14 protein-coding genes are annotated in these 14,667 nt (G+C 62.4%); 7 read left to right on the top strand and 7 right to left on the bottom strand.

The window, feature by feature from the left end; genetic code table 11:
- Nucleotides 1–105: 105 nt before the first annotated feature.
- From HAQ05_RS13210 to HAQ05_RS13200, 3 genes are all read right to left on the bottom strand, one after another.
- Nucleotides 106–792, bottom strand: a complete 687-nt coding sequence (locus tag HAQ05_RS13210; protein ID WP_190421286.1) for a GNAT family N-acetyltransferase — start codon at nt 790–792, stop codon at nt 106–108.
- Between the two features lie 445 nt (nt 793–1,237).
- The gene (locus HAQ05_RS13205; RefSeq protein WP_190421284.1) at nt 1,238–2,236 is read right to left on the bottom strand and encodes an asparaginase; all 999 of its coding nucleotides are present in this window, start codon (nt 2,234–2,236) and stop codon (nt 1,238–1,240) included.
- Between the two features lie 247 nt (nt 2,237–2,483).
- The gene (locus HAQ05_RS13200) at nt 2,484–3,380 is read right to left on the bottom strand and encodes a LysR substrate-binding domain-containing protein (protein ID WP_190421282.1); all 897 of its coding nucleotides are present in this window, start codon (nt 3,378–3,380) and stop codon (nt 2,484–2,486) included.
- A gap of 111 nt (nt 3,381–3,491) precedes the next feature.
- Here HAQ05_RS13200 and HAQ05_RS13195 point away from each other — a divergent pair, with 111 nt between their 5' ends.
- Nucleotides 3,492–4,331, top strand: a complete 840-nt coding sequence (locus HAQ05_RS13195; RefSeq protein WP_190421280.1) for an SDR family oxidoreductase — start codon at nt 3,492–3,494, stop codon at nt 4,329–4,331.
- A 118-nt stretch (nt 4,332–4,449) separates the two neighbouring features.
- Here HAQ05_RS13195 and HAQ05_RS13190 read toward each other — a convergent pair whose 3' ends face one another.
- Nucleotides 4,450–5,433: an aliphatic sulfonate ABC transporter substrate-binding protein gene (locus HAQ05_RS13190; protein ID WP_190421279.1), complete on the bottom strand. Its 984-nt coding sequence runs from the start codon at nt 5,431–5,433 to the stop codon at nt 4,450–4,452.
- 205 nt (nt 5,434–5,638) lie between these two features.
- Nucleotides 5,639–7,063 (bottom strand): aspartate ammonia-lyase, encoded by a 1,425-nt coding sequence (locus tag HAQ05_RS13185; RefSeq protein WP_190421277.1) that lies wholly within the window; start codon nt 7,061–7,063, stop codon nt 5,639–5,641.
- 176 nt (nt 7,064–7,239) lie between these two features.
- Here HAQ05_RS13185 and HAQ05_RS13180 point away from each other — a divergent pair, with 176 nt between their 5' ends.
- The 4 genes from HAQ05_RS13180 (at nt 7,240) to HAQ05_RS13165 (ending at nt 10,244) form a co-directional block, all read left to right on the top strand.
- Nucleotides 7,240–8,157: a LysR substrate-binding domain-containing protein gene (locus tag HAQ05_RS13180; RefSeq protein ID WP_190421275.1), complete on the top strand. Its 918-nt coding sequence runs from the start codon at nt 7,240–7,242 to the stop codon at nt 8,155–8,157.
- Between the two features lie 179 nt (nt 8,158–8,336).
- Nucleotides 8,337–8,828 (top strand): 5-(carboxyamino)imidazole ribonucleotide mutase, encoded by a 492-nt coding sequence (gene purE, locus HAQ05_RS13175; RefSeq protein ID WP_190421273.1) that lies wholly within the window; start codon nt 8,337–8,339, stop codon nt 8,826–8,828.
- 12 nt (nt 8,829–8,840) lie between these two features.
- Nucleotides 8,841–9,917: a 5-(carboxyamino)imidazole ribonucleotide synthase gene (locus HAQ05_RS13170; protein WP_190421272.1), complete on the top strand. Its 1,077-nt coding sequence runs from the start codon at nt 8,841–8,843 to the stop codon at nt 9,915–9,917.
- 78 nt (nt 9,918–9,995) lie between these two features.
- The gene (locus HAQ05_RS13165; RefSeq protein ID WP_190421270.1) at nt 9,996–10,244 is read left to right on the top strand and encodes a GlsB/YeaQ/YmgE family stress response membrane protein; all 249 of its coding nucleotides are present in this window, start codon (nt 9,996–9,998) and stop codon (nt 10,242–10,244) included.
- Nucleotides 10,245–10,492: 248 nt separating this feature from the next.
- On the opposite strand, the gene HAQ05_RS13160 is transcribed toward HAQ05_RS13165, so the two are convergent.
- A complete protein-coding gene (locus HAQ05_RS13160; protein WP_190421268.1) occupies nt 10,493–11,395 on the bottom strand; it encodes a D-hexose-6-phosphate mutarotase in 903 nt (300 codons plus the stop codon).
- 55 nt (nt 11,396–11,450) lie between these two features.
- The gene (locus tag HAQ05_RS13155; RefSeq protein ID WP_190421266.1) at nt 11,451–11,852 is read right to left on the bottom strand and encodes an acyl-CoA thioesterase; all 402 of its coding nucleotides are present in this window, start codon (nt 11,850–11,852) and stop codon (nt 11,451–11,453) included.
- A 345-nt stretch (nt 11,853–12,197) separates the two neighbouring features.
- Between HAQ05_RS13155 and HAQ05_RS13150 the strand changes: the two genes are divergently transcribed.
- Together HAQ05_RS13150 and HAQ05_RS13145 are read left to right on the top strand one after the other, a co-directional pair.
- Nucleotides 12,198–13,487 carry an MFS transporter gene (locus tag HAQ05_RS13150; RefSeq protein WP_190421264.1) on the top strand — a complete coding sequence of 430 codons (1,290 nt, stop codon included), beginning with the start codon at nt 12,198–12,200 and terminating at the stop codon, nt 13,485–13,487.
- 113 nt (nt 13,488–13,600) lie between these two features.
- On the top strand, nt 13,601–14,593 hold the full coding sequence (locus HAQ05_RS13145; RefSeq protein ID WP_190421262.1) for a phosphate ABC transporter substrate-binding protein PstS family protein: 993 nt from the start codon (nt 13,601–13,603) through the stop codon (nt 14,591–14,593).
- Nucleotides 14,594–14,667 lie beyond the last annotated feature (74 nt).

The following is a 14,667-nucleotide window of genomic DNA, read 5'->3' as shown; positions in this document are numbered from 1 at the left end:
GCGCCTTCATACGGTGCGGCTATATCTCTAAAATCCGCAGGCCGCGCTGGCGGGCGCGGCGCTTCGAGGAATGCTGCCGGACTGACCGGGATCCGCTAACCGGTATCACTTTTTGATGGCGTACCGTCCGCGCAGCGTTTCCAGGCTGTGTATCTGCTGGCCCTGCTTGAAGTTCGCCTCTGCCAGCCAGGCCTCGAACCCCTGCGCGATGGCTGGCCAATCGCTGTCGCGGATGGAGAACCAGGCGGTGTCGCGGTTGTGGCCCTTGACCACCATATGCTGGCGAAACACCCCCTCGAAGGTAAAGCCGAAGCGCTCGGCAGCGCGCTTGGAGCGTGCGTTTTCATCGTCGCATTTCCATTCCACCCGGCGGTAGCCCAGGCTGAAGATCATATTGCCCAGCAGGTAGATCGCCTCGGTGCCCTTGGGGGTACGCTGCATCGCCGAGGAAAACGCCACGTGGCCTATCTCGATACGGCCATGGGCTGGCACGATCGACATCAAGCTCAGAATGCCCTGTGCTTGGCCGCTTTGTTTATCCACCACGCAATAGCCGAGTGGGTCTGGGCTTACCGCGTAGCCATCGAGCCAGATGTCGAACCTCTCCCGGTCGCCAAAGGGGCCATAGGGCAGGTACTCCCACTGCTTTTCGTCGGCGGCCGGCCCATGGAGCAGTTCCCACAGATCATCCCCGTGGCGCGCCGGCTCGAGCTTTTCCAAGCGCATGAAGCGGCCTTCGATCGTCTTGGCCACAGGGGCCTTCACGGGGTTCCAGTGCAATGCTGTAGGCATTATTGGCTCCTAGGTGGCCTTTACGAAAGGTATGAAACCGTAGTGCTCGGCGCGTTTTCAATGACAGCCGATAACGAAGGCTAGGTTTCAGGGGCAGCGGGTACCGATTCGCCCATCCAATGGCCTTGGCTTGCTGGTATAGGTCGCCATCCGACCGCTGCCTTATGGCGTGGCTGCATCCAGCCCCGCAGACGATTAGATGCCGCGGATAGCAAGAGTTCTTAAGCATTGAACAACCGCGGTAGCAAACCTGATGAGCCTGCCCCGCTGGGCGGCTACCCCGTGCAGCCAACGCAGCGGTAGCCTGCCTGGCTCGCGCGCAGGCCCCCTGGCAGCACGGGTTGGGTGGCGAAGTTTTCATGCCCGGCGGCACAATGTGAAACGGCCCGCAGTTTCATCCACAGCTTCGCCCAGGGTTATCCACAGGTTGGTCTAAAAGGCTGCCTCAGCGCAATTCGCCGCACAGGTCGAGTTCGACCAGGCGGCGGATTTCGCTCGGTGCCAGGCCAATGCCGAGCAGGCCGTGCAGCTTGCCCAGGGCCGCTTCGCGGGTCATGCCGCCGCCACTGAGCACGCCGGCATCGCGCAGGCGGCTGCCGGCTTCGTATACGTCCAGGTCCACGCCGCCCTCATGGCATTGAGTAATGGCGACCACAATGACACCGTTGGCCGTTGCCTGGCGCAGTGCCGCAAGGAAGGCCGGGTTGTCGCTGGGCCCCGTACCGCTGCCATAGCATTCCAGCACCAGCGCCTGCGCACCTTGGCCGACCGCCGCATGCAGCAGCGCGGCGTCAAAGCCCGGCACCAAGGGCAGTACGGCAACGTTGGCCACTTCTTTATGCTGGCGGTAGCTCAACTGCACCGGCAGTGCCTGGGCAGGTGCCGCCCCGCCATTGCGCTGTAACGAGGCAAATGGCCGGCGGCCGTAGCTGCGAATTTTTGCACAGCGGCTCGGTGCGATCAGCTCGCCATGGAAGTACAACTGTACGCCGGGCGGCTGGCCAGCGGCCAGCATGGCCAGGGCACCGTTCACATTCTCCCAAGCATCGCTTTGGGGCACCCCGGCTGGCAGCATGGAGCCTGTGAACAGCACCGGCGCCGGCAGGCCCAGCAGTTGGAAGGCCATCGCCGCCGCGCTGTACGCCAGGGTATCGGTGCCGTGCAGCACCAGCAGCGCATCGCAGCCATCGGTGTCCACCGCTGCGACGATCGCCTCACGCAGTTGTTGCCAATAGGCCGGCGCCATGTTGGCGCTGTCGATCAGCGGCTGCATGGGCTGGAAGCTCCAGGCCGGCACGGCCACTGCCTGCCCCTGCAACTGCGCACGCATGCGCGCTTCGAAGCCTGCTGCCGGCGCCAGGCTGCCGTTGGCGTTCTGCAGCATGCCGATGGTGCCACCGGTATAAAGCACGCGGATGTGGCGAGCCGGTTGAGGGGTATTCATGCACAAGCCTCCGTTGTGAATGCGTCGCCAAGCAGTACCCCCGGTTGCGCCAGCGCCCCTGCGCCGCTCAGCGGCGCCGCGGCGCAGGGGCGGTTTGGGCCGCCTACGGGAGATGGGCGGGCACTATACCTACGAAATACCCACGAACGAAACGAGCGCTTGCCACGAAGTGGCCGGCGCGATTAAAGAGTGACAAAAACTACCGCCCCGCCGGTACGCAGCCCGCGCTTGCGGCCAATGCGCTGGCTCAATCAATGCCCCTCAACACTTCAATGAACGCCTGCAACCCTGCCGGGATATGGCGATGCCCCGGATAATATAAAAACAAGCCGCCGGTTCGGGGGCACCAGTCTTCCAGAACGGTCACCAATTGCGCGGCGGCCAAATGCCGGGCCACCGTGTGCTCCTGCACATAGGCGATGCCCAGCCCTTGAACGGCTGCGTCGGCCATGATTTCTGCATTGTCGAGGGTCAGTTGGCCTTTAACGTCTATTACCAGCGCTTGCCCACGCTTTTCGAATTCCCAACGGTAGGGTTTACCACTGGGCATGCGAATACAGATGCACGGGTGCCGCAACAGATCATCTGGTGCCAATGGCCTGGAGCGGCTCGCCAGGTAGGCCGGCGAAGCGACGGTGACAAAACGCGTATCCGCGCCTATGGGCACCGCGATCATGTCCTGAGGGACGGACTCGGCCAAGCGGATGCCGGCGTCGAAGCCATTGGCGACGATATCGACCAGGCGGCCTTCGGTGACCAGGTCAACCGACATCTGCGGAAAACGCATCAGGAACCTGGGCAGGATGGCCTCCATTAGAATGCGTGCAGCCGGCTCGCTGGCATTGATTCGAAGTGTGCCACTGGGCAATTCGCGAAACTGATTAACCTCTTCCACGGCCAACTCGAATTCACGCAACAGCGGTGCCAACCGCTTGAGCAGTTGCGCACCTGCCGCTGTAACGGCCACGCTCCGCGTGGTGCGGTTAAGCAGGCGCACGCCCAGGTTCGCCTCCAGGGTTCGCATCATGTGGCTCAGGGTAGAAGCCGACAAGCCGAGTTCATCTGCTGCCTTGCGATAGCTTCGGTAGGTGGCAATCGTTGCCAGCGCGCGCAACTCGGAAAGGGAAAGCGGCAGTTTATTCATGGGTGAATTTCATGGGTGCATCCCTGATTGGCTGGATAGTAGCAGCAGTTCAGGGCGCGTAGTGTTTACACCTCGATAGCCAAACTGGCTACGCACGTTGAGGTTAAGCCTATGAACCACACCTGGTTAATCACCGGAAGCTCCTCTGGCATCGGCCGAGCGTTGGTCGAGCAATTGCTGGCGCGCGGCGACCGCGTTGCTGCCACCCTGCGCCACCCGGATGCGTTGAGCGAGCTCAAAGCGCGCTATGGGGAACGGCTATGGGCGGCCCAATTGGACGTGAACAGCACAGTGGCCATCCGCGATGTGGTCCACCGGGCGTTTACCGAGCTGGGCCGCATCGATGTGGTCGTGAACAGTGCCGGGTATGCACTATTTGGCGCGGCGGAGGAAGTCAGCGACGACCAAATCGACCAACAGTTGCGCACGAACCTAGTGGGCTCGATCCAGGTTATCCGTGCGTGCTTACCTTTTTTGCGCGCGCAAGGTGGGGGCCGGGTATTGCAGGTGTCCTCGGAGGGCGGGCAACTCGCTTACCCTAACTTCAGCCTGTACCACGCGAGCAAATGGGCCATTGAAGGTTTTGTCGAATCGGTCGCCCAAGAGGTGGCGCCATTCGGAATCGAATTCACCCTGGTAGAGCCCGGCCCCACACGCACCAACTTTGGCGCGGCGCTGGTTAGCCCCCCGGTGATGGCCGAGTATGAGCACACGCCTGCCGGTGACGTGCGTAGAGCGGTGGCCAGTGGTGCTTTCCCGCTGACGGGCGACCCACAAAAAATGGCCGAAGCGATGCTTGAGGTGGCCGACGCCCAGCCTGCGCCCAGGCGTTTATTGCTCGGTAGCGGTGCCTATGCCCGGGTGCACACAGCGTTGGCTGAGCGATTAGCCGCGCTGGAGCGGCAACGGGAAGTGGCCATGAGCACCGAGATCGATTCAAGCCACCTTTAGGCGGCGTTTATCAGCTGTTGATGTGGCGTCGGCCAGTTCGATCGGCACCGGTGGGCTTTACGCCACGGGCTTCATTTCAGCTTCATAACGCCACACCAGGCGCCGGCAACAGTTGTACCTACACCACCACTGCTGTGCTGAACAGCGTTTGCACATCGATTTTATTGGGGATCAGCTTCAGCTCAAGAAAAACGTCGGCCATGCGTTGCTGTTCTTCGGCAATGGCGGCGCTGAGCGGGACGATGCCATAGCGTCGGCGCTTGGTCGCCAGGTCAAGGATGTTCGGGTCGATGCCCAACTGTGGCGCCAGCAACGCCACGACTTTATCGGGGTTTTGCTCGGCCCACTGGTTGGTCTGCTTGAGCGTTTCGAACAGCAGTGCGAGCGCCTGACGGTGCGGTTCGATAGCCTCGGGGCGGGCTAAATGGAACGTGCGGTTATTCGACAGCCCTGTGCCATCGAACAACAACCGTGACGGCGTGGCCAGTTGCGCCCCGGCGAGGAACGGGTCCCACAAGCCCACGGCGTCGATGCTACCGGCCTGATAGGCGGCCACCGCATCGGAGGCTGTGACGATGTACACCGGCTCGATATCGCTATACGCCAGGCCATGACTTTGCAGAGCCCGGATCAGCGCGTACTGGATGTTGTAGCCTTTGCCCACGCCGACCCGGCGCCCCTTCAAATGGGCCACTTGGGTGATCTGCGAATCCTCCTTGACCAGCAGGCCAATACCTCCCGGGTACGGGCTTTCGGCGGCCAGATAATTAAGGTTCTTCCCCGTGGCCTGCTGGAATACCGACACCGCGTCCGAGGCGTGCCCCACATCGATGGCCCCGGTGTAGAGCGCCTCGACCAATTGCGAACCGCCGGGAAACTCGCGCCACTCGACCTGGATGCCGTGGGGCTGTAGCGCCTTCTCGAACAGGCCGGTGCCCTTGAGGATGTTGAGTGTGTTGAACTTCTGATAGCCGATCCGCAGCGTACTGGCCTCGGCGGCGTGCACCGAGCCAAGTTGCCATGCGGCGGCAAGGCCGATACCCGCCTTGATCACGTTGCGCCGGGAGAGGGCGTTGAGCCGTTTATTGTTACCGTTATCCATGGTGCCGCTCCTTGATAATCCCCTTGGGCGGCAATTTATCATTGCTGGAGGTTATTGAATGGCTGCATATTTATAATTTATTTGCATAAGGCTATGCTTCGCGGGCGTGGGAAGCCTTCGCGAAAAAAAAGGCTCCGGGCGGGGCCCTGGAGCCTTGAAAGGTGAGAGGTGTCTACCCTCTCGACCTGGTGAGGCGGGATGGCGGTCAGCCCTTCAGGGGCACCAACCGCGGTGCGATCATGTTTTCCGGGCGCAGGATGTCGGCGAGCATGGCTTCGTCGAGCAAGCCCTCTTCACGCACCAGTTCCAACACACCGCGGCCGGTTTGCAGCGCGGTGCGGGCCACGCGGGTGGCATTTTCATAGCCGATGTAGGGGTTCAGCGCGGTCACCAGGCCGATGGAGTGCTCGACCAATTCACGGCAGCGTTGTTCGTTGGCGGTAATGCCCACCACGCAATGCTCGCGCAGCATGTCCATGGCCCGTTGCAACAGGCGGATCGAGTCGAAGATTTTGTAAGCGATCAAGGGCTCCATCACGTTGAGTTGCAACTGGCCACCTTCGGCGGCGATGGTCAACGCCAAGTCGTTGCCCATGATCTCGAAGGCGACCATGTTCACCGCTTCCGGGATCACCGGGTTCACCTTGCCAGGCATGATCGAGCTGCCCGGCTGGCGCGCTGGCAGGTTGATTTCGTTGATGCCGGTGCGTGGGCCGCTGGAGAGTAAGCGCAGGTCGTTGCAGATTTTCGAGAGCTTCACCGCAGTACGCTTGAGCATGCCGGAAAACAACACGAAAGCGCCCATGTCGGAGGTGGCTTCGATCAGGTCGGCGGCGGGTACCAGCGGTTGCCCGCTGATGGTCGCCAAGCGCTGTACCGCCAAGTGCTGGTAGCGCGGGTCGGCATTGATGCCCGTACCGATCGCGGTGCCACCCAGGTTCACTTCGGTGAGCAATTCTGGCGCCAGGCTGCGCAGGCGGTTGAGGTCCTCGCCCAAAGTGGTGGCGAAGGCATGGAATTCCTGGCCCAAGGTCATCGGCACGGCGTCTTGCAACTGCGTGCGGCCCATCTTTAATACGTGGGCGAACGCTTCGCCCTTGGCGGCAAAAGCTTGGATCAGGCTGTCGAGGCTGGCCAGCAGGGCATCGTGGCCCAGCAGCAGGCCTAGGCGAATGGCGGTGGGGTAGGCGTCGTTGGTCGACTGCGCCATGTTCACGTCATTATTGGGGTGCAGGTACTGGTACTCACCCTTTTGTTTGCCCATTGCCTCCAGGCCGATGTTGGCGATTACCTCGTTGGCATTCATGTTGGTCGAGGTGCCGGCGCCGCCTTGGATCATGTCGACCACGAACTGCTCGTGGAAATCGCCGCGGATGATGCGGGCGCATGCCTCGCTGATCGCCGCATGCTTGGCTTGCGCCAGATGCCCCAGCTCGTGGTTCGCGTCTGCCGCCGCCTGCTTGACCATCGCCAGGGCAGTGACCAGTTTGGGGTAATGCGACAACGGCACACCCGACAAACGGAAGTTGTTCACCGCTCGAAGGGTTTGAATGCCGTAGTAGGCGCTGGCGGGGACTTCCAGAGCGCCAAGCAGGTCTTTTTCGATGCGCAGTGATGCAGCAGAGGACATGATAGAGATCATCTCGGTGATGGCCCGGGCAATGCCGGAATGCCTATAATACTGAGCTTGTAGCCGCACGCTGGCCAATGCTGTTCCACACTGGCCTATGCACAAACGGCATAATGATCGATGTGACCTTATGCTGCATGCGTGCGTGTGGGGCCACGGTATTACCGGAGTGGGTGATGAACGTTGAAACCAAATGGCTCGAAGATTTCAGCGCGCTGGCCGGTACCCGCAGTTTTTCCCAGGCCGCCGAGCGCCGTTTCGTGACGCAGCCGGCCTTCAGCCGGCGCATCCGTAGCCTTGAGGCCGCGCTCGGGCTGACCCTGGTCAACCGTTCGCGCACCCCCATCGAGCTTACCGAGGCCGGGCAGTTGTTCCTGGTGACGGCGCGCACGGTGGTGGACCAACTGGCCGAAGTGTTGCGCCACTTGCACCACCTTGAAGGCGGCCAGGGTGAGGTGATCCAAGTTGCCGCCGCGCATTCGCTGGCGTTGGGCTTTTTCCCCGGGTGGGTGGCGCAGTTGCGTAACGACGGCCTGCCGATGGCTACCCGGCTGGTCGCCACCAATGTGGGGGATGCCGTGCACGCCCTGCGCGAGGGTGGCTGCGACATCATGCTGGCGTTCTACGACCCGGATTCAGCCATGCAAATGGACCCGGAGATCTTCCCTTCGCTGCACCTGGGCGTCACGGAAATGCTCCCGGTGTGCGCCGTGGGCGCCAACGCCAAACCGCTTTACGACCTTGACAGCGACACCAGTGTGCCGCTGTTGGCCTACAGCGCTGGGGCGTTTCTCGGGCGCTCGGTCAGTGGCCTGCTGCGCCAGCGAAACCTGCGCTACACCACTGTGTACGAAACGGCCATGGCCGATAGCCACAAGGCCATGGCGCTCGAAGGGCTAGGGGTGGCCTGGGTGCCTCGGCTGAGTGTGCGCTCGGAATTGGCCCGGGGCGAATTGGCGGTGTGCGGGGGGCCGCGCTGGCAGGTGCCGCTCGAGATTCGCTTGTACCGATGCGCCCTGATGCGCAAGGCCAATGTGCGGCTGCTGTGGCGCAAGCTGGAAGCCAAGGCCGCGCAGCCCCCTGTAACCGTTTAGCGGGCGCTCGGCCGGCAACCTTTAGGTTAGGCCGTTTTTTCCTACCGTTTGCGGTATACTGCGCGGCCTTTGGCCGGTGGTACACACCGGTCGGCCATCGCCACAAGCCACGCCGGTTTCCCGCGTGGCTTGTTGTTTTTTGACGCGCCGCGCGGCGCCACGATGAAAGAGGCTCGACGATGAGTGCACTGGTTGGCGTGATCATGGGCTCGAAGTCCGATTGGTCCACCCTTAGCCACACCGCCGATATGCTGGAAACGCTCGGCATCCCCTTCGAAGTGAAGGTGGTGTCGGCCCATCGCACCCCCGACCTACTGTTCCAGTATGCCGAACAGGCCGCCGGGCATGGCATCGAGGTCATCATTGCCGGTGCCGGCGGTGCGGCTCACCTGCCAGGCATGTGCGCGGCGAAAACCCACTTGCCGGTGTTGGGCGTGCCCGTGCAGTCGTCGATGCTGTCCGGCGTCGATTCGCTGCTGTCTATCGTGCAGATGCCCGCGGGCGTTCCGGTGGCGACGCTGGCCATCGGCAAGGCTGGGGCGGTCAACGCCGCGTTACTCTCGGCAAGCATCTTGGGTGGCAAGTACCCGCAGTACCACGCGGCGCTCGAGCGGTTCCGCGCCGAACAGACGCAAACCGTGCTGAACAACCCCGACCCGCGCCAGGCCTGAGGTTTTTGATCCATGAAAATCGGTGTTATCGGTGGCGGCCAGTTGGGCCGCATGCTAGCCCTGGCAGGAACCCCGCTGGGCATGAGCTTCGCCTTCCTCGACCCAGCCCCGGATGCCTGTGCGGCTGCCTTGGGCGAGCACTTGCGGGCTGACTACAACGACCAGGCCCACCTGCGCCAGTTGGCCGACGAAGTGGACCTGGTCACCTTCGAATTCGAGAGCGTGCCAGCCGAAACGGTGGCATTCCTGTCGCAATTCGTACCGGTTTTTCCGAGCGCTGAATCCCTACGGGTGGCTCGCGATCGGCTGTTCGAAAAAACCCTGTTCCAAAACCTGAGCATCCCCACCCCGGCCTTCGCCGATATCCAGTCGCAGGCGGGCCTCGAGGCGGCGGTAGCCAACATCGGCCTGCCGGCGGTGCTCAAAACCCGCACCCTGGGTTACGACGGTAAAGGCCAAAAGGTTCTGCGCAGCGGTGCAGACGTCGAAGGCACCTTCGCCGAGCTGGGCAGCGTACCCTGCCTGCTGGAAGGTTTCGTGCCCTTCACGGGCGAAGTGTCGCTGGTGGCGGTGCGCGGCCGTGACGGCGAGACGCGCTTTTACCCGCTGGTGCACAATACCCATGAGAACGGCATCTTGCGCCTGTCGGTGGCCAGTGATGCACACCCGCTGCAGGCCCTGGCCGAAGAGTACGCCGGCCGGGTGCTCGAACACCTTGGCTACGTGGGCGTGCTGGCTTTTGAGTTTTTTGAGGTAGACGGCGGGCTGAAGGCCAATGAAATCGCCCCGCGGGTGCATAACTCCGGGCACTGGACCATCGAAGGCGCCGAGTGCAGCCAGTTCGAGAACCACCTGCGTGCGGTGGCCGGGCTGCCGCTGGGGTCCACCGCCAAAGTGGGCGAAAGCGCGATGGTCAATTTCATCGGCGAAGTGCCCCCGGTCGCCCAGGTGGCTGCCGTAGCCGATTGCCATTTGCACCACTATGGCAAGGCGTTCAAGGCTGGCCGAAAGGTGGGCCACGCCACGCTGCGCTGTTCAGACAGCGACACGCTGAAAAAGCGCATTGTGCAGGTACAGGCGCTGGTTTAATGGCGGAACCAACCCTTGCCCTTGCTCTCTGATGGCTGAGGCCGCTATACCGCGGCGCAGCCATTGGAGGGGATTCACATGGGTATTATCGGGACTATCGTCATCGGTTTCATCGTTGGCCTGCTGGCCCGCTTTCTCAAGCCCGGCGACGACAGCATGGGCTTTATTCTGACCATTCTGCTGGGTATCGGCGGCTCATTGGTCGCCACCTACGGCGGCCAAGCGCTGGGTATCTACCAGGCCGGCCAAGCTGCCGGTTTCCTCGGTGCGTTGGTCGGTGCGGTCGTGCTGTTAGTGATTTACGGCTTGATCGTCAAGAAGCGCTGAGGCCGCTGCAGCGCCGGTATGGCGTTTCAGGCGTTCGCGTGAGAATTGACGCGTGAATGTTGCTGTCGGGCAAGGCGTCGTGACGCGCCATAGCAGGGCTATGGCGAGGCGCGGCGACGCAGGCCGCCAGCAAAAGCCACTGCCAAATGGTGCAGCCGACTTCTGAAACACCACACCAGGGCCGATGCGGCTTACGCCATGAATGCATCGGCCATGGCGCCTGGGCTATTAGGCGCAGGCGCCCTTTTTTACAGCGGCTCGCTAGCCACCCGGTAGCCCAGCGTATGGCTAGCGCCTGGGGCCAGCGATAGCGCGTCGCCCAGTACATTGGCGATTTCGATGCAGAACATTCGCTGCCAACCGTCGTCGGCCATGTCGGGGAAGGCCATGGCGCGTTCTATCCACGGGTTCCAGATCACTGTGCTGTGTGACCCTTCGGTGTCGATCAGCACGCGGCGGTTCCAGCCACTGTCGGCAATGCTGAGCCGGGCTGGGGTATCGAGGTAAATGCGGTCCGTTTCCCCGGCCACTTCCAGCGGCCCCTGCTGGTTACGGGTTTCCCAATTTTCCAGGGTTTCGATGTAGTTAAGGCCCGCCACCTCGGCAACGTTAACCTGCCGAACATCGCTGACGGCGAAATAGGTATGCAGCGCCTGGCTGATCGCCAGCGGTTGCTCCCCTAGGTTGCGGGTGGTCAGTTGTACGGCAAGGTCGTCACCCAGGGTGAGGGCAAGCCTGAGCTCGGCTTTGTGCGGCCAGCCAGGGAGGCTACCCGCCGCCGCTTGTGGCAGCGACAAATGCAGCGTGGTCTGCGTGCCCGCGTGCTCGAGGTTATCGAGTTGCCAAGGCAGCGCCCTGACCAAGCCATGGGAGGGCGCCGAGCCTTCGCCTTGGTGCATGGCTTGTACGGCCTCGGGGTTCTTGCCAAGGTTGCCGAACCACGGCCAGCACACCGGTACACCGGCGCGGATGGGGGTGCCCGGTGTGAACGTGGCGTGGTCGTTGAGCCAGATCAGCGGCTGTTCGCCTTCGCGCTGATAGCTCAGCACCTGGGCACCTTGCTGGGCCACCAGCAGTTCGGCCTGGCCATTGCGGATGCGCCAGCAGGGCAATTCACCAACGGTTACCGATTCCAGGTCGGGTGTGGGCATGCGAACTTCCTCGTGAGCAGGGGGTGGCGGGTTGACCACGACAGTGCGCCGAAGTTTAGCTGCGCGGTGGCACCCTGCGTGTGCGGCCGCTGCCATCGATGGCCACGAACACGAACGTGGCCTCGGTCACCTTGCGCCATTCGCTGGACAGCGGGTCGTCGCTCCAGACCTCGACCATCATGCGGATCGAGCTGCGGCCGACCTCCAGTGTTTGGGTGTAGAAGGTCAGTTGCGCGCCGACCGCCACCGGCACCAGGAACGCCATGCGGTCGATCGCCACGGTGGCGACCCGGCCGCCCGCCAGCTTGCTCGCCATGGCGGTGCCGGCCAAGTCCATCTGCGCCACCAGCCAGCCGCCAAAGATATCACCGAAACCATTGGTTTCCCGGGGCAGCGCGGTAATCTGCAGGGCCAGGTCGCCCTGAGGGATCGGATCTTCTTGTTCGAGCTCAATCATGCGAGTGCCTCTGAACCAAACTCAAGAAAGGTGGCTGGCTCAGTATATAGAGCCATGCCAAGCCACATAACCGTTCAACCATAGATATATGTGCTTTTTCAAGCAATTTGCTATCTTGCGACACCTGCCGAGCCGTATGCGACTTTTCTGATGACGGATTTCAGCCATGGGTACACGCCTTAGCGCATGAATAGTGCTGCCAGGCAGGGCGCCATGCCGCGCCATAGCAGGGCTATGCTGCGCTGGCAGCGCCGCTGGCAGCAATATTCCTGCGTTGAAACGGTGTAGGCAATGGCTGAACACCTCATCAGGGTCGCGCTATATAGCTATATAAGAGAAGCCAACATGAGTAGTGTGCCTTCCAGCGTCGCGCAGCCTTCGCGCCCGCTGACCCGAAACGATTACAAGACCCTCTCCCTGGCTGCCTTGGGGGGCGCCCTGGAGTTCTACGATTTCGTCATCTTTGTGTTTTTTGCAGCGGTGGTGGGTCAATTGTTCTTCCCCGCCGACATGCCCGACTGGCTACGCCAAGTGCAGACGTTCGGTATATTTGCCGCGGGCTACCTGGCGCGGCCGCTGGGCGGCATCGTCATGGCCCACTTCGGTGACCTGTTGGGGCGCAAGAGGATGTTCACCCTGAGCATTTTCATGATGGCGCTGCCCACCCTGTTGATGGGCCTTCTGCCGACCTATGCCCAGGTCGGCTTGGCTGCACCCATACTGTTGTTGCTTTTACGGGTAATCCAGGGCGCAGCCATCGGTGGCGAAGTGCCTGGCGCCTGGGTATTCGTTTCTGAGCACGTGCCGGGGCGTAACGTTGGTTTCGCCTGCGGCACCCTGACCTGCGGCCTCACTGCCGGCATTTTGCTGGGCTCGTTGGTGGCCACCGCGATCAATAGCCACTACAGCGCCGAACAGGTCGCCGGCTTTGCCTGGCGCATCCCGTTCCTGCTCGGGGGTGTATTCGGCTTGGTCTCGGTATACTTGCGCCGCTGGCTGCACGAAACCCCCGTGTTCACCGAGCTGCAGCAGCGCAAGGCATTGGCCGCCGAGCTGCCCCTGCGGGCGGTGTTGCGCGACCACCTGGGCGCGGTGACGATCTCGATACTGCTGACCTGGCTGTTATCGGCCGCCATCGTGGTGGTTATCCTGATGACCCCCACGCTGCTGCAAAAACTGTTTGGCTTCAGCCCCAAGCAGGCGCTGCAGGCAAACAGCCTAGCCATTGTGTTCCTCAGCATCGGCTGTATCGGCGCGGGCCATTTGGCCGACCGTTTTGGTGCGGGGCGGGTATTTACCTTCGGCAGCCTGGGCCTGGGGGTGTGTACCTGGCTGCTCTATCACGTGCTAGGTGACCACCCGCAATGGTTGTTCCCGCTCTATTCGCTGGCGGGGCTGTTCGTGGGTACCATTGGTGCCGTGCCATACGTGATGGTCAAGGCCTTTCCGCCAGTGGTGCGCTTCAGCGGGCTGTCGTTCTCATACAACCTTTCGTATGCGATTTTTGGTGGGCTCACGCCCATGGTGGTCAGCCTGATGATGAAGACCAACCCGATGGGCCCCGCCGTATACGTTGCCGCGGTATGCGCCATGGGCGTGGTGCTGGGGTTATATTTACTGGCCAAACGGCGCTGAGCAGGGCGAGCCTACTGGCATATCAGGTTCATATGCGTTTCATACAGTGGCCCCGCAGCGCACGCGCGCTGCCAACGCTGTAGCACTTCCAGCTTGCCGGGGGCCCCCAGGGTATGGCGTTCAAGCAGTTCGTGGGTATCCTTACCCTGGCCATGGCGGGCCTGGGCATCGCGCATGCCGAGGTCGACCCGCTGATCCCGACGTATCACACCACCAGTGGTGTGGCCGGCAACCTCAGCAGCGTGGGCTCCGATACCCTGGCCAACTTGGTGAGCCTATGGGCCGAGGCGTTTCGGCACGAATACCCCGGCGTGAACGTGCAGGTGCAGGCTGCGGGTTCTTCGACGGCCCCGCCCGCGCTGACCGCGGGCACCGCCAACCTGGGCCCGATGAGCCGCAAGATGCGCGATGTCGAACTGCAGGCGTTCGAACAAAAGTATGGCTACAAGCCCACTGCCGTGGCGGTAGCGATGGATGCCCTGGCGGTGTTCGTGCACAAGGACAACCCCATTCAGGGCCTGACGCTGGCACAGGTCGACGCGATTTTTTCATCCACCCGCCTGTGCGGCGCCCCCGCGCCGGTGCGCACCTGGGGTGAGCTGGGCGTGGGCGCCGGCTTGGCGGGCACCCCCTTGCAGTTGTACGGGCGCAACTCGGTGTCGGGCACATACGGCTTCTTCAAGGAGCAAGCCCTGTGCAAGGGCGACTTCAAGGCCAATGTGAACGAACAGCCGGGTTCGGCGTCCGTGGTGCAAGCGGTCAGCAGCTCGCTCAATGGCATCGGCTACTCCGGTATTGGCTATCGCACCGCTGGCGTCCGTAGTGTGCCCCTGGCCCGTGACGCGGGCGGGCCCTATGTGGAAGACAGCGAAGCCAACGCGCTCAACGGTCGCTACCCGCTGGCGCGTTATATGTACGTGTACGTGAACAAGGCGCCGGATCGCGCGCTCGCGCCGCTGGAGGCCGAATTCATCAAGCTGGTGTTGTCCCAGGCTGGGCAGCAAATCGTCAGCAAAGACGGTTATATTCCACTGCCGGCTGGGGCCATCGAGCATTCGCTGGCAGAGCTTGGCCTGAGCCCACAGGGCAGCCCCGCCGCCCATTGACGCTACTGTGGTGCGTCAACTTCTGATACGCCACAGTAGGCCCACTGCGCCCAGGCGCTGTAATGTTTCTGTCA

The organism is Pseudomonas typographi (genome assembly GCF_014694385.1).
Classification (GTDB): domain Bacteria; phylum Pseudomonadota; class Gammaproteobacteria; order Pseudomonadales; family Pseudomonadaceae; genus Aquipseudomonas; species Aquipseudomonas typographi.
The sequence above is the reverse complement of the archived record's forward strand: the minus strand, read 5'-3'. Positions and strand labels throughout refer to the sequence as shown.

Excerpts from the sequence above, each read along its gene's own strand:
- HAQ05_RS13155 (WP_190421266.1), bottom strand. The coding sequence starts at position 11,852 with ATGATTGAGCTCGAACAAGAAGATCCGATCCCTCAGGGCGACCTGGCC.
- HAQ05_RS13195 (WP_190421280.1), top strand. The coding sequence starts at position 3,492 with ATGAACCACACCTGGTTAATCACCGGAAGCTCCTCTGGCATCGGCCGA.
- HAQ05_RS13150 (WP_190421264.1), top strand. The coding sequence starts at position 12,198 with ATGAGTAGTGTGCCTTCCAGCGTCGCGCAGCCTTCGCGCCCGCTGACC.
- HAQ05_RS13180 (WP_190421275.1), top strand. The coding sequence starts at position 7,240 with ATGAACGTTGAAACCAAATGGCTCGAAGATTTCAGCGCGCTGGCCGGT.
- HAQ05_RS13165 (WP_190421270.1), top strand. The coding sequence starts at position 9,996 with ATGGGTATTATCGGGACTATCGTCATCGGTTTCATCGTTGGCCTGCTG.
- HAQ05_RS13160 (WP_190421268.1), bottom strand. The coding sequence starts at position 11,395 with ATGCCCACACCCGACCTGGAATCGGTAACCGTTGGTGAATTGCCCTGC.
- HAQ05_RS13145 (WP_190421262.1), top strand. The coding sequence starts at position 13,601 with ATGGCGTTCAAGCAGTTCGTGGGTATCCTTACCCTGGCCATGGCGGGC.
- HAQ05_RS13210 (WP_190421286.1), bottom strand. The coding sequence starts at position 792 with ATGCCTACAGCATTGCACTGGAACCCCGTGAAGGCCCCTGTGGCCAAG.
- HAQ05_RS13185 (WP_190421277.1), bottom strand. The coding sequence starts at position 7,063 with ATGTCCTCTGCTGCATCACTGCGCATCGAAAAAGACCTGCTTGGCGCT.
- HAQ05_RS13205 (WP_190421284.1), bottom strand. The coding sequence starts at position 2,236 with ATGAATACCCCTCAACCGGCTCGCCACATCCGCGTGCTTTATACCGGT.
- HAQ05_RS13170 (WP_190421272.1), top strand. The coding sequence starts at position 8,841 with ATGAAAATCGGTGTTATCGGTGGCGGCCAGTTGGGCCGCATGCTAGCC.
- HAQ05_RS13190 (WP_190421279.1), bottom strand. The coding sequence starts at position 5,433 with ATGGATAACGGTAACAATAAACGGCTCAACGCCCTCTCCCGGCGCAAC.
- HAQ05_RS13200 (WP_190421282.1), bottom strand. The coding sequence starts at position 3,380 with ATGAATAAACTGCCGCTTTCCCTTTCCGAGTTGCGCGCGCTGGCAACG.
- purE (WP_190421273.1), top strand. The coding sequence starts at position 8,337 with ATGAGTGCACTGGTTGGCGTGATCATGGGCTCGAAGTCCGATTGGTCC.